The following is a 12,961-nucleotide window of genomic DNA, read 5'->3' as shown; positions in this document are numbered from 1 at the left end:
GGTACTCCTGCAGTGCGTGAGGGGGTTCCCGGGGCATCCGGGCGACGCATCGACACTATCAACCAGGGCGCCGCCGACATGGCAACCACGGCGCCGCCAGCCCGGCACGCGCGCACCGCGGTGTTAGGGTGCAGAAAGAAGCGCCGAAGGAGCGTCAAGATGTTGCCGGATCTGACCCAGTACATGTGGATCGCATGGCTGGTTCTGGCGTTGCTGTTCGTGATCATCGAGCTGCTGACCCTCGAGTTCACCTTCCTCATGCTCGCCGCCGGCACCCTCATCGGCGGCCTCGGCGTGAACCTGCTCGGCGGCGTGTGGTGGCTGCAGGTGCTGGCAGCGGCATCCGTCTCAGCTCTGCTGCTGTTCACGATCCGCCCGCTGCTGCTGCGTGCCCTGCACCGCTCGAGCGCGCTGCACCCGACCAATGTCGATGCCATTTACGGCCTCGGCGGGCGCCTGATCGCGCCGTTCACCGACGACGTCGCCTCGGTGCGCCTCGACAACGGCGAGCTCTGGTCGGTGACCCGTTCGCCAGGCAGCGACGACCTCGCCGTCGGCGACCGCGTTGTGGTCACCGCCGTGCGCGGAGCGATGGTCGAAGTCATCCACGAACCGGCTGCCGCAGCCGACACACCCGACGCATCCACCGACAGGAGCACCGACTGATGGTCGACATCGGAGCCTTCGCGGGACAGATCTTCGTGATCATCCTGCTCATCGTCATCGCGATCTTCGTGATCGTCGTGATCTTCCGCTCGATCCGGATCATTCCGCAGGCGTACGCAGGCATCGTCGAGCGACTCGGCCGCTACCAGCGCACCCTCTCCCCCGGCCTGAACCTGCTCGTGCCGTTCATCGACCGGCTGCGCCCGCTCGTCGACATGCGCGAGCAGGTCGTGTCCTTCCCGCCGCAGCCGGTGATCACCGAAGACAACCTCGTCGTGTCGATCGACACCGTCGTGTACTTCCAGGTGACGGATGCCCGTGCCGCAACCTACGAGATCGCCAACTACCTCGGTGCCGTCGAGCAGCTGACCACGACGACGCTGCGCAACGTGGTCGGCGGCCTCAACCTCGAAGAGGCCCTCACGAGCCGCGACGAGATCAACGGACAGCTGCGGGTCGTGCTCGATGAGGCGACCGGCAAGTGGGGCCTGCGCGTCTCGCGGGTCGAGCTCAAGGCGATCGATCCGCCGCACTCTATCCAGGACTCGATGGAGAAGCAGATGCGCGCCGAGCGCGAGCGTCGTGCGACGATCCTGACCGCCGAGGGCTCGAAGCAGTCGCAGATCCTCGAGGCCGAGGGGCGCCGCCAGGCCGACATCCTGCGCGCCGAGGGTGAGAAGCAGGCCGCGATCCTGCGTGCCGAGGGTGAGGCTGCCGCGATCCAGAACGTGTTCGAGGCGATCCATCAGGGCCGCCCCGACGACAAGCTGCTCGCCTACCAGTACCTGCAGACGCTGCCGAAGATCAGTGAAGGCTCGTCGAACAAGATGTGGATCATCCCGAGCGAGTTCACCGAGGCGATGAAGGGCCTCGGCTCGGCGTTCGCCGCGGGTGCGGGTGCCACAGCGAACGCGGCTTCGACGGTCACGGCGCCGCCGGCGACGCGTGTGCGCCAGAGCCCGCCGGCAGAGCAGGAACCGCCGGCGGCACCCCCGACGCTGCCGTGACGCACCCGTGGTTCCACGCGCGTGCGCCGCGCGTGCTGGCGCATCGCGGGTTCGTCCCACCCGGAGCGACCGACGTTGTCGAGAACACGCTCGCGGCCTTCGCTGCCGCCCATGCCGCGGGGGCGAGCTACGTCGAGTCGGACTGTCATCTGACCGCAGACGGCGTCGTGGTGCTGTTCCACGACGACGACCTGACGCGCGTCGCGGGTGATTCGCGCGCCATCGCCGACGTGCGCCTCGCGGATCTGCGCCACATCATGGCCGATCGCGGCGAGCTTGTCACGGCTGCGGAAGCGCTGAGCGCGTTCCCGACGCTGAGGTTCAACTTCGATGTCAAAGCCGCCGGCGCCGCCCTCCCCCTGGGCCGCCTCGCCGGGCGCAACGCGGATCGCGTGCTGCTGACGAGCTTCTCGGATGCCCGCCGCCGCGCCGCCATGGAGGCCGCGCACGCCGCGGGCGGCACGCCCGCCACCTCCGCCGGACAGGCGACCGTCGCACGCGTGCTCGCCGCCGTGGCGACGGGGTCGCACGCGCTGGTGCGCCGTGCGCTGCGCGGTATCGACGCGCTGCAGATCCCCGAGCGCGCGGGCGCCCTGCGTGTCGTGACACCGCGGCTCGTGCGCGCAGCGCATGCCGCAGGCACCGAGGTGCACGTGTGGACGATCAACGAGCGCGCCGACATGGATCGTCTGCTCGCTCTGGGCGTCGACGGTCTCGTGACCGACCGCGCCGACCTCGCCCTGGCGGCGATCGCCGCGCACCGCGGATCCTGAACCACCGGGCCGCCTGAAACACCGGGCCGGGCGCTGAGCATCGGCTGTGAAAGGGCGCGACGCGGCATCCGTTCGGATGATGCACACAGGTGAGCGCGTTATACCTGTACGGACGAGAGGACCACACAATGGCAGATCGCAGCCTGCGCGGCATCCGACTCGGCGCTTCCAGCCTACAGAGCGAAGAAGGCGTCGTGTTCCATGAGCGCGCCAACCACACGTACGTCTGCACGCAGTGCGGACGTGAGACCACCATGACATTCGCCGCCGACGCAGAGGTGCCCGAGGCCTGGGAGTGCCGCACGTGCGGCGCCGAGGCCGTGCGCCGCATCGGCGACACCGTCGTCGAGGTCGACCACTCCGGCGACAAGGTCGCCCGCACCCACTGGGACATGCTCCTGGAGCGCCGCACCGTTCCCGAGCTCGAGGAACTCCTCGAAGAGCGTCTCGCTCTGCTGCGCGCCCGTCGTGGCGCCGGCGACACTCGCCTCACGGCCTGAGTCCGCACCCGCGTCGACGATCCCCCGGACGTCGGTTCCCGAACTATTCGGGGGCCGACGTCTTCGTCGTACCCGGAACTCGCCCGCGCCGCCGCGTGAGGAGGCCGATCACGGCGAGGGCGAGCACACTCCCCCACCCCAGCGTCGTCTGTACGGCCGGGCCCGCGATCATCGCGGGTGTGAGCCCCGTGTGCAGCGGCACGTCGGTGACCATCGCACCGGCCTCATCGGCGGGCAACGTGTCGAGCGTGCTGCCGTCGGGCGCGATGACCTGGCTTGTGCCGACGGTCGAGAGGTTCACCACGGCGCGCCCCGACTCGATCGCACGCATGCGGGCGAAGGCGAGCTGCTGCAGATTCTCGTCGGTGCCGCGGAAGTCGGCGTTGTTGGTCTGGAACATGTAGACCTGCGCGCCCGCGAGCGCGCCGTCGCGGATGACGTCGTCGTAGATCACGTCGAAGCAGATCGCGAGGCCGACCCCCACACCATTGATGTCGACGAACGGCACGGCGGTGCCCGGCGTGTACTCGCGCTGGATGAGATCGATCAGATCTGGCGCGAACTGCCGCCAGAGCCACCGGTCGGGAACGTACTCGCCGAAGGGCACCGGATGCCGCTTGTCGTACGTCTGCGTCGGGTTCTCGGCGCCGGCTTCCCAGACCAGTGACGAGTTGAAGTAGTCCTCGCCGCGCTGAGTGACGGCGCTGATCAGCAGCGGCGCATCGATGCGGGCGCTGAGCTGATCGAGCGTGCGTGCGACCGACTCGTTCTGCGTCGGGTCGGCGTCGACGCCGCCCTCGGGCCACAGCAGCACGTCGAGGTTCTCGTCCTCGATGGGCTCCGTCGCGGCAAGTTGTGCGCGCAGGACGTCGTACGGCTGGCGCTCGTCGAAGTAGCCCGCCGGACCGTTGCCCTGCACGGCGCCGACGCGGATCGTCCCGGCATCCGTCGTCGGGAACTGCGGCAGGGCGAACAGGATCGCCAGCGCCGCCACCGCCGGGATCACGCCGCGCAGGTCGCGCACGTCGCGCCGGTGGCGGCGCCGCGCGAACTCGAGCCCGGCAGCACAGGCGAACGCGATCAGGAACGAGAGCCCGCTCATGCCGGTCCACGACGCCACGTCGGCGAGGGGCGAGGATGCCTGCGTGACGCCCAGTCGCGCCCAAGGGAACCCGCCGTACGGGAAGGTGCCGAGAAGCTCCTCGCGCGAGACCCACAGGCCCGCGACGAGCGCGGGCAATGCGAGCAGGCGTCCCCACGCGCCGGGTGCGATGCGCGGCAGCCAGCGGTACGCCAGCGTGATCGGCACCGCCATCGCCGCCGTGAGCAGCGCCTCGAGCGTCGACAGGGCGATCCACGGGACCGGCCCCAGGTAGCGCGCCGTGAACGACAGGTTGACGAAGAACAGCGCGGCACCGAAGACGAAGCCGACGAGCACGGCTCCCCACGCGCGGCGGCCGATGAGGCTCACGAGCGCGAGCGGCACCGCGACGAACACGACCGGCCACCACGAGACGGCGGGGAACGCGAGCGTGAGCACCAGCCCGCCCGCGGCTGCGGCGAGTACGGCTCCCCACAGCGGCAGCAGCGGCCGGGGCTCGTTCGCAGGGGCCTCGTTCGCAGCGGCCTCGTTCACAGCGGCCGCGCTCACAGCGACCCGTACACGACGATGCCGCGTCGGACCGCTTCGAGTGCCTTGCGCGCGGTGACCGCGACGGGCCCGTCCGCGACGATCGACAGCTGATCGAGCAGATCGATCGTCTGCTTCGCCCATCGGACGAAGTCGCCCGCGGCGAGATCTGCCTCGTCGAGTGCACGATCGAGCGTCGCGCCGCGGGCCCACGAGTGCATCGCGGTCGCGAGCCCCGTCGCGACGGGCTCGCTTCCGGGAAGGAAGTGATCGCGCTCGAGGTCGTCGAGCCGTGCCCACAGCTCCTGCGTCGCCGTCAGCGCCTGGCGGAACGGCCCACGCGGCAGCCCGTGCTCGCCAGGACCATCCGAATCGCGCCGCGGCTCGTAGACGAGGCAGCAGGCGAGGGCGGCCAGGCCCGGGGCATCCAGCGACGTCCACAGGCCCTGCCGCAGCGACTCGGCGACGAGCAGGTCGCGCTCGCCGTAGATCCGCTTCATCGTCTTGCCGGCCGGTGTCAGTGTCGCCGTCTCGTCGCCCGCGATGCGGACGTAGTCCAGGCTCACGAGCACGTCGACGACGCGGTCGAACACGCGCGCGACCGTCCCCGTGCGGGCCTCGATCTGACGCCGCACCTTGTCGACGCGCCGCTGCAGTTTCGCGTAACGCTCGCCCCAGCGCGCGTGAGCCTCACGGTCGGGGCACGAATGACAGGCGTGGCGCTGCAGTCTCCGGCGCAGCGACTGGATGTCGTTCTGGCGCTGCGCCCTGATGCGGGCGGGCGCCGTGCGGTCGGCGCGATTGAGCTTCTCGACCTCGCTGAGCTCCGCGCGCAGCCCCGCATACTCGACGAAGTCGCCGCGGTCGCAGGCCATCGCCTTCGCGTAGCCGGCGAGGGACTCCTCGGCATCCTTCACCTCGCGGGCGAGGCCCACGACGGCGCGGTCGGCCTGGAACTGCGCGAACGACGACTCCAAGATCTCGCGCGCCCGCTCGCGGCCGAACTGGTCGATGAGGTTCACTGCCATGTTGTACGTCGGGCGGAAGCTCGAGTTCAGCGGATACGTGCGGCGGGATGCCAGAGCAGCGACCGCCTGCGGATCGAGCGACTCGGTCCACTGGATGACGGCGTGCCCCTCGACGTCGATGCCGCGACGCCCGGCCCGTCCGGTGAGCTGGGTGTACTCCCCCGAGGTGATCGCGACACGCGCCTCGCCGTTGAACTTCTCGAGCTTTTCGAGCACGACGGTGCGGGCGGGCATGTTGATGCCGAGTGCGAGCGTCTCGGTCGCGAAGACGGCCTTCACGAGCTTGCGGCGGAACAGCTCTTCGACGACTTCTTTGAACGCCGGCAGCAGCCCCGCGTGGTGCGCAGCGACGCCGCGCTCGAGGTTGTCGCGCCACTCGCCGAAGCCCAGCACGTCGAGATCGTCGTCGGGCATCGTGCGCATGCGCTCATCGATGATCTGACGGATCTCATCGCGTTCTTCGCGCGTCGTCAGGCGCAGGCCCGAACGGCGCACCTGCTGCACCGCCCCGTCGCAGCCGGCACGGCTGAAGATGAAGAAGATCGCCGGCAGCAGGTTGGCGCGCTCGAGTAGCTCCACGACCTGGGGCCGGTCGAGCCGCTCGATGCGCTGCATGTTCGCCGACCGTACGGGCCGACTGCCGCCCCGGTGGGGGCGCCGCGCGGCATCCCGCACACCGTGCGCACGCGACTGCTGCGCCTGCCGGTTGTTCTCGTAACGGGCGCCGCTGCCGCCGCGGATGCGCATGAGCTCTTGATTGACCTGCGCCGTCGCGATGCCGGCACGGTCGTCGAACAGCGGCAGCAGGTCGCCGCGCACGAGGACGTGCTGCTCGAGCGGCACCGGGCGGGTCTCAGAGACGATGACCTCGGTGTCGCCGCGGACGGTGTCGAGCCAGTCGCCGAACTCTTCGGCGTTGGAGACCGTCGCCGACAGCGAGATCAGCCGCACATCCGGCGGCAGGTGGATGATGACCTCTTCCCACACGGCGCCGCGGAACCGGTCGGCGAGGTAGTGCACCTCGTCCATCACGACGTAACGCAGACCCCGCAGTGCCGAAGAGTCGGCGTACAGCATGTTGCGCAGCACTTCGGTCGTCATGACGACGACGCGCGCGTTGCCGTTGATGTTGGTGTCGCCGGTGAGCAGGCCGACCTGGTCTTCGCCGTAGACCTCCTGCAGCTCGCGGAACTTCTGATTCGACAGCGCCTTCATCGGCGTTGTGTAGAAGGCCTTCTCGTCGGCGGTGAGCATGGCGAGGTGGATCGCGAACTCGCCCACAATCGTCTTGCCCGCGCCGGTGGGGGCGGCCACGAGCACGCTGCGACCGTCTTCGAGCGCGTGGCATCCGGCGGTCTGGAACGGGTCGAGGTCGAAGCGCTGCGCGGCCGCGAACGCGGCGGTGATCGGGTGCGCGCGCGCCGACTGCGCGGCCGCGTACCGCGCGGCGGGGTCGCTCACGCGAGCGGTCCGAGCTCGGCGGCCGCACGCTTGCTGCGGCGGTAGTCGAACAGCATGGACAGGCCCGCGGCCGCGAAGAACAGGACGATGAGGATGCCTGCGAGCAGCAGCATGCTGACCAGCTCAGCGGCGGGGGGCGCAAGGCCCGCGAAGGCGACCGCGATGATCACGGCGACCCGCCACGAGCGCAGGATCGCCTTGCCACTCATGATGCCGGCGAGGTTGAGTGCCACCAGGAACACCGGGACGACGAACGAGATGCCGACGACGAGGATGAGCTTGAACACGAAGTCGTAGTAGTACTTCGCCTCGTACAGGTTGACCGATCCCTCGGCCGAGAACGTCGCCATCAGCTCGACGATGTGCGGCATGATCCACCAGCCGACATAACACCCGGCGAAGAAGAGCGGAACGGCCGCCGAGACGAACCCGATCGTGTAGCGGATCTCCTTACGGGTCAGGCCCGGCATGAGGAACGCCCACAGCTGCCAGAGCCACACGGGTGCAGACAGGATGATGCCGACGACGAACGAGATGCGCAGACGCATGTCGAACGGTCCCGTGATCGTCGAGTACATGAGCCGCACGATCGCGTCGGGGTCGTCACCACGGCGCTCCGCGACGATGCGGATCGGCTCGGTCATCGCGGCGATGATCCAGTCGGTCAGGAAGTAGGCGACGACCATCCCGACGACGAGCGCGATCGCCGCGATGATGACGCGGCGGCGCAGTTCACCCAGGTGCTGTCCGAGCGACATCCGCTTGTCGCCGCGCGGAGCCTCCCCTGCAGGGAGCGGCGGGTGTTCGGCCGTAGCCACGGACGCGGTCAGGAGGCGTCTGTCGCGCCCGGCTTCGCCGGGTCGGCAGGTGCTGCCGTCGCCTGCTGCACACCGGTCGTGTCGGCGGGCGCCGCCGTCGACTCGGTCGTCGCAGCGGGCGAGTCATCGTCCTTCATGGCCTTCATCTCGCCCTTGAAGATACGGGCCGACTGACCCATGCTCTTCGCGAGAGCCGGAAGCTTGGCCGCACCGAACAACAGCAGGATCACGATCAGGAGGATCCACAGGTGCGGACCGGCGAGCAGGTTGCTGGGCATTGTGTCCCCTTTGTCGGAAAGCTTGCGACAAGTCTACCCGCCGCCTCGCACGGTCACGGCAGTGCGCGCGTGGCGCGTCAGCGATAGAGTTCGAGACCCGCGCGCGCCCATGCGGCGGTCGCCTCGCGCACGTCGGCGGGGCCGACGACCTCGAGTTCGCCGCCGAGGCGCGCGGCGATGCGCTTGAGGCTGCGCGCGTCGCCGAGCCGGATGCCGCCGCTGCGCACGCCATCGTGCTCCGTGGCATCCACCACGATGTAGTCCGCGAGCAGGGGTGCCGCCCCGACGCGGTAGCGCACCTCGACCTCGACGTCTGACGGCGCCGATTCGAAGAGGTCAGGCACGGTCTCGGCCGCGTGCGTGATGGCGACGTCGGTCAGCCGCACGTCTGACACACGATCGAGGTGGAACGTGCGCATCGCGTCACGCAGGTGGCACCAGCCCTGCAGGTACCACTGGCCGTTCGCGATGTGCACCTTCACCGGGTCGACGGTGCGGGTCGTGGCCGCGGCATCCGGGGCGCGGTACGTGAACGAAAGGGCGACACCGCGCTGCAGGGCATCGGCGACGGCGACGCGCACCTCGTCGACCGCTTCGGGGGCCACGATGACGTCGGCCGGGGCACTCGAGGCACCGCGGGCGAGCTTGGCGAGCAGCCCCTGCACGATGCCGCTGTCGCCGACACCGGGCAACGACGCGGCGACCTGCAGTCCCGCGAGCAGTGCGGCGGCTTCGCGCGCGCTGAGCCGCGGCGTGCGCTCGAGCCCGACGGCGTTGGTGATGACGATGAGGTCCTGCTCGTCGAGGAGGTCCCAGTCGATGTCGAACAGGTCGTTGGCCATCTGCCAGAAGCCGCCGTCACCGGGCAAGCCGATGACGGTGAGCTTCTCGACCATGCCGCGCATCTGATCGACGGACACGTCGAAGTCTGCCGCTGCTTCGGCGACGGAGACTTCGCCCTTGCCGATCAGATACGGCACGAGCTGCAGAATCAGCGCTGCGCGATCGGTGGCGACGAGCGGCCGGGTCATGCGTGTCCTCCGTGCGCGTCGAGAACCCGCTGCAGCCGCGCGATCACGGCACCCCGCAGGTCGGCGGGCTCGACCACGCGGACTTCCGGTCCGTACGACGCGAGTTCATCGGCGAAGATGTGCAGATCGACGTACGGCACGCGGATGCCCTGCTCGGCGGGCGCCGCACGACGGCTGAGCCGAAGGGCGGCCTCGGTGCCGGGTTCGACCTCGAGCAGCGCCTGCTGCCGTGCCGCGACCTCCGCCAGCCCAGCCAGGGCCCGCTCCCCCGCTCCCTCGCGCTCGGCGAGGTCGAACGCGGTCTTGGTGATCTCGATGTCAGAGACGATGCGCGACAGCAGAAAGGTGCGCGGGGCATCCTGCTCCAGATCGAAGCCGTACACGTGCCAGCGCGCTTCGTAGTCGACGAGGGCGAGGGGCCGGATGCGGCGGCGCTTCGAGGCATCCTCCCCCGCCTTCAGGTACGCGAACGACACGACGCGCCCCTGCTCGATCGCCCGCTGCAGCGGCACGAACGCGCTGTCGCGCAGGTTGATGCGCGGCGAGTAGCCGATGATGGGCGCGTCGACGTCGATGCCGAGGGCGCGGATCTTGCGCAGCCCACTGCGTGCATCGGCCGACATCGAGCTCTCGCTCCAGACACCGCCGGCCAGGTTCAGCACCGCGAGTTCGGCGGGCGTGAACTCGATGTCGGCGGGCAGCTCGTACTCCGCCGTCGGGATGCGGTACCGGGCTTCGCGCAGGTCATCGGGGTCGGCATAGTCGCCGATCGTCTCGACCTGGATGCCGAGGGAGCGCAGCGTCTGCTTGTCGCGCTCGAACATCTTCTCCAGCGCGTCCTTCGAGGCACCCGCCGAGCTCTGCTCGCGGTAGCCCGCGACCGACGAGAGGATCGTGTCCTTCGTCAGCCCCGGCTCGGTCGCCATGAGGGCGACGACGAGGTTGACCAGCCGCTCTTCGGGAGCGGTGCGAGTCGTCTCGGTAGCCACCCGCCCATCCTATGGTCAGGCACGTGCGTCGGGCCCGCGCCCGCGCCGGACTACTGCGCGGTCGGCGTGTCGATGCCGATGATGTCCACGACGTAGACCGTGGCCGCGTCGGTGTCGGTGGCGCCGGGTGAGACGACGAGCAGCTGTGAGCCGACCGTCTCACCGACGAGTTCCGGCGCGTAGGGCGTGCTGGACGACGCGGTGACCGCCTGAGTGGCGCCGTCCTCCCACGTCGAGGAGATGACTTCGCGCGTGTTCCAGTTGACCGCGGTCACGTGCACGCGGACCGTGTCGGCATCGGTGATCTGGGTGCCGTCGCCCTTCTTGAGCACCTCGACGGCCAGCTCGCTCGGTGCAGCCGAGTCGGGCACGATGACGCCCGGGCGTCCGTCGGGCGCGAGGACGACCGAGGGCATCCCGCGGCGGTCGTTGTACTGCGGCGTGCCGTCAGCCGCGGCCAGATACACCTTCTGCAGGTCGAGGACGACGACGACCGACTGGTCGGCCGTAATGCCCAGCTGCGTGGCGGCCGCCTCGGAGACGTCGGACGCGGGGATCGCACCGACCACGCGCGAGCCCTCGGTCGCGCACGACATCATCTGCGCGAGGCCGTCGTAGTTGTCGCGCCACGTCGAGAGAGCCTGCACCTGCGTGCCCGACGAGAGGATCGCCGCCCCCGTCGCACCGTTGACGAACGAGACGCTGAACACGACATCCTGCGCGTCGCTCGTGACGCGCATCCCGTCGCCGACGACCTGGTCGGTGAACGTCGTCTCGTCGACGTAGACGGGGGCCTCAAGCGTCAGCGCGGGCGATCCGAAGTCGCCCGAGGCCTGCGCGAAGTCGAGCACCGAGGCGTCGGACGTGGCCCGCTCGCACGACGCGACGGCCGGCCCTGACGAGCAGGCGACGAGGGTCAGCGCGGACAGGCCGAGAACGGCGAGGACAGCAGGGATCCGATGCACCGGATCAGTCTACGTCGCCGAGTGCGCCGTCCTCGTCGTCGGTCGCCCCGGTGCCGGATGCCACGCGCGCGCCGTCGACGGCGCGCTGCGCTTCACGTACGCGCTTGCGGAGGTTCTTGTCGGTGATCTCGCGGTCGCCGACGGCGCCGGGGGTCCACACCTCGACGTCCGAGTCGGCGTAGCTGGGCTTCTTGAGCGCGCGCTTGCGCACATCGGGCGGCACCGCGCCCGGCGCGAGCCGGCGTGCCGTGATCAGGAACCCGGTGTGCGCGACCATGCGGTGGTCGGGTCGCACGGCGAGACCCTCGACGTGCCAGCCGCGCACCATCGTCTCGGTCGCCTCCGGCTCGGTGAACAGACCCGTGCCGCGGATGTACTCCGCGACGCGACTGAGCTGGGTGGCTGTCGCGATGTAGCAGAGCACGACGCCGCCGGGAGTCAGCACGTCGGCGACGGCGTCGATGCACTCCCACGGCGCCAGCATGTCGAGGACGACGCGGTCGACCGATCCGGGCTCGGTGACGGTCGGCAGCTGCTCGACGAGGTCGCCGACGACGACCTGCCACGCGTCCGGGTAGTGGCCGAGGAACGTCTCGACGTTGGCCTGGGCGACCTGCGCGAACTCATCGCGGCGCTCGAACGACACGAGCCGTCCGCTCGGTCCGATCGCGCGCAGCAGCCACATCGACAGCGCGCCCGAGCCGACACCGGCTTCGACGACCGTCGCGCCGGGGAAGATGTCGGCGGATGCCAGGATCTGCGCGGCATCCTTCGGGTACACGATGGCCGCGCCGCGCGGCATCGACATGACGAAGTCGCGTAGCAGCGGGCGCAGTGCGAGGTACTCGTGGCCGCCGGAGTTGGTGTGCACCGACCCGTCGGGCTGGCCGATGATCTGCTCGTGCTTGAGGACGCCGTGGTGCGTGTGCAGCTCGCCGCCCTCGCGCAGGGTCACGGTGTGCAGGCGCCCCTTCGGGCCGGTCAGCTGCACGCGGTCGCCGAGTCGGAACGGGCCGCTCGGTCGCAGGTCGGTGCCCGGGTCGCCTGGGGTGAGGTCAGTGGTCATTCGCGGCCTTTCGCGCCGTGCGCCGCGTGGAAGGCGGCGATGTCATCAGGAGTGCGGCCCGCGAGCGTCGGCCAGACCGCGTGCGCACCGGTGCCGACGAGCGAGACCAACAGGGGCACGCCGATCGTCGGGATGCCGGCGGCAACGGCGGCGCGCACCCCCGTGGGCGAATCCTCGATCGCGACGGCGGTGGCGGGGTCGATGTCCAGGCCCGCGCAGGCCTGCAGGTAGGCATCCGGGAACGGCTTTGGCCGCGTGACCTGGTCGCCTCCGACGATGAGCTCGAACAGGCCGCTCGGCAGCGCCGATACGACCTGCTCCGCCATGCGCCGCAGCGACATCGTCACGAGGGCGCAGCGCACGCCCGCTTCGCTCAGTGCGGTCAGCAGCTCGACGGCCCCGGGGCGCAGCGGCGGTCCCTTCTCATCGAGGATCTCCTGCACGCGGGCAGTGAGGGTGTCGATGATCTCGGGGACGGACATGCGCACGCCTGCCTCCTGCAGGATCGCCGCGGAGGTCTCCAGACCCTGCCCGACAAGGGTGAGCGCCTGCTCGTGCGTCCAGGTGCCGCCGAAGCTCGTGACCAGGTCACCCTCGGCGGCCATCCAGAACGGCTCCGTGTCGACGATCGTGCCGTCCATGTCCCACAACACGGCCGCGGGCAGGACGGGAGCGGCGGCGGGCGCGGAGTCGGGCGCGAGGCCGGAGGAGGACATCGTTCCATGCTACGGCGTCGAGGGGCGCGGCCA

At 70.0% G+C, this 12,961-nt stretch carries 13 protein-coding genes; 4 read left to right on the top strand and 9 right to left on the bottom strand.

Annotation, left to right across the window (positions count from 1 at the left end; translation table 11 throughout):
- Positions 1-159 precede the first annotated feature (159 nt).
- From BGO46_RS06250 to BGO46_RS06235, 4 genes are all read left to right on the top strand, one after another.
- On the top strand, positions 160-666 hold the full coding sequence (locus tag BGO46_RS06250; RefSeq protein WP_292677042.1) for an NfeD family protein: 507 nt from the start codon (positions 160-162) through the stop codon (positions 664-666).
- Positions 666-1,673 carry an SPFH domain-containing protein gene (locus BGO46_RS06245; protein ID WP_292677044.1) on the top strand — a complete coding sequence of 336 codons (1,008 nt, stop codon included), beginning with the start codon at positions 666-668 and terminating at the stop codon, positions 1,671-1,673. Before BGO46_RS06250 ends, BGO46_RS06245 begins: the two co-directional genes overlap by 1 nt.
- Positions 1,670-2,446, top strand: a complete 777-nt coding sequence (locus BGO46_RS06240; RefSeq protein ID WP_292677046.1) for a glycerophosphodiester phosphodiesterase family protein — start codon at positions 1,670-1,672, stop codon at positions 2,444-2,446. The genes BGO46_RS06245 and BGO46_RS06240 overlap by 4 nt, the downstream gene beginning before the upstream one ends.
- 128 nt (positions 2,447-2,574) lie before the next feature.
- Positions 2,575-2,946 carry an RNA polymerase-binding protein RbpA gene (locus BGO46_RS06235; protein ID WP_292677048.1) on the top strand — a complete coding sequence of 124 codons (372 nt, stop codon included), beginning with the start codon at positions 2,575-2,577 and terminating at the stop codon, positions 2,944-2,946.
- Between the two features lie 43 nt (positions 2,947-2,989).
- Here the strand turns inward: BGO46_RS06235 and lnt are convergent, their stop codons facing one another.
- The 9 genes from lnt to BGO46_RS06190 form a co-directional block, all read right to left on the bottom strand.
- Complete coding sequence (gene lnt / locus BGO46_RS06230) at positions 2,990-4,597, bottom strand: apolipoprotein N-acyltransferase (RefSeq protein ID WP_292677050.1); 1,608 nt, start codon at positions 4,595-4,597, stop codon at positions 2,990-2,992.
- Positions 4,594-7,065 carry a DEAD/DEAH box helicase gene (locus BGO46_RS06225; protein ID WP_292677052.1) on the bottom strand — a complete coding sequence of 824 codons (2,472 nt, stop codon included), beginning with the start codon at positions 7,063-7,065 and terminating at the stop codon, positions 4,594-4,596. Before BGO46_RS06225 ends, lnt begins: the two co-directional genes overlap by 4 nt.
- The gene (tatC, locus tag BGO46_RS06220; RefSeq protein ID WP_299985694.1) at positions 7,062-7,823 is read right to left on the bottom strand and encodes a twin-arginine translocase subunit TatC; all 762 of its coding nucleotides are present in this window, start codon (positions 7,821-7,823) and stop codon (positions 7,062-7,064) included. The genes BGO46_RS06225 and tatC overlap by 4 nt, the downstream gene beginning before the upstream one ends.
- 68 nt (positions 7,824-7,891) lie before the next feature.
- Positions 7,892-8,161, bottom strand: a complete 270-nt coding sequence (gene tatA / locus BGO46_RS06215) for a Sec-independent protein translocase subunit TatA (protein WP_292677055.1) — start codon at positions 8,159-8,161, stop codon at positions 7,892-7,894.
- Between the two features lie 77 nt (positions 8,162-8,238).
- Complete coding sequence (locus BGO46_RS06210) at positions 8,239-9,192, bottom strand: WYL domain-containing protein (protein ID WP_292677057.1); 954 nt, start codon at positions 9,190-9,192, stop codon at positions 8,239-8,241.
- Positions 9,189-10,181 carry a WYL domain-containing protein gene (locus tag BGO46_RS06205; protein WP_292677059.1) on the bottom strand — a complete coding sequence of 331 codons (993 nt, stop codon included), beginning with the start codon at positions 10,179-10,181 and terminating at the stop codon, positions 9,189-9,191. Before BGO46_RS06205 ends, BGO46_RS06210 begins: the two co-directional genes overlap by 4 nt.
- A 50-nt stretch (positions 10,182-10,231) precedes the next feature.
- Positions 10,232-11,146 (bottom strand): peptidylprolyl isomerase, encoded by a 915-nt coding sequence (locus BGO46_RS06200; RefSeq protein ID WP_292677061.1) that lies wholly within the window; start codon positions 11,144-11,146, stop codon positions 10,232-10,234.
- Positions 11,147-11,150: 4 nt separating this feature from the next.
- Positions 11,151-12,212 (bottom strand): tRNA (adenine-N1)-methyltransferase, encoded by a 1,062-nt coding sequence (locus BGO46_RS06195; RefSeq protein ID WP_292677063.1) that lies wholly within the window; start codon positions 12,210-12,212, stop codon positions 11,151-11,153.
- A complete protein-coding gene (locus BGO46_RS06190; protein ID WP_292677065.1) occupies positions 12,209-12,928 on the bottom strand; it encodes an HAD family hydrolase in 720 nt (239 codons plus the stop codon). Before BGO46_RS06190 ends, BGO46_RS06195 begins: the two co-directional genes overlap by 4 nt.
- Positions 12,929-12,961: the final 33 nt, after the last annotated feature.

The organism is Microbacterium sp. 70-16 (assembly GCF_001898315.1).
Lineage (GTDB): Bacteria > Actinomycetota > Actinomycetes > Actinomycetales > Microbacteriaceae > Microbacterium.
The sequence above is the reverse complement of the archived record's forward strand: the minus strand, read 5'-3'. Positions and strand labels throughout refer to the sequence as shown.

Bases quoted from the DNA above. Each gene is read 5' to 3' on its own strand.
- BGO46_RS06190 (WP_292677065.1), bottom strand. From the start codon at position 12,928: ATGTCCTCCTCCGGCCTCGCGCCCGACTCCGCGCCCGCCGCCGCTCCC.
- BGO46_RS06210 (WP_292677057.1), bottom strand. From the start codon at position 9,192: ATGACCCGGCCGCTCGTCGCCACCGATCGCGCAGCGCTGATTCTGCAG.
- tatC (WP_299985694.1), bottom strand. From the start codon at position 7,823: ATGTCGCTCGGACAGCACCTGGGTGAACTGCGCCGCCGCGTCATCATC.
- tatA (WP_292677055.1), bottom strand. From the start codon at position 8,161: ATGCCCAGCAACCTGCTCGCCGGTCCGCACCTGTGGATCCTCCTGATC.
- BGO46_RS06250 (WP_292677042.1), top strand. From the start codon at position 160: ATGTTGCCGGATCTGACCCAGTACATGTGGATCGCATGGCTGGTTCTG.
- BGO46_RS06245 (WP_292677044.1), top strand. From the start codon at position 666: ATGGTCGACATCGGAGCCTTCGCGGGACAGATCTTCGTGATCATCCTG.
- BGO46_RS06235 (WP_292677048.1), top strand. From the start codon at position 2,575: ATGGCAGATCGCAGCCTGCGCGGCATCCGACTCGGCGCTTCCAGCCTA.
- BGO46_RS06195 (WP_292677063.1), bottom strand. From the start codon at position 12,212: ATGACCACTGACCTCACCCCAGGCGACCCGGGCACCGACCTGCGACCG.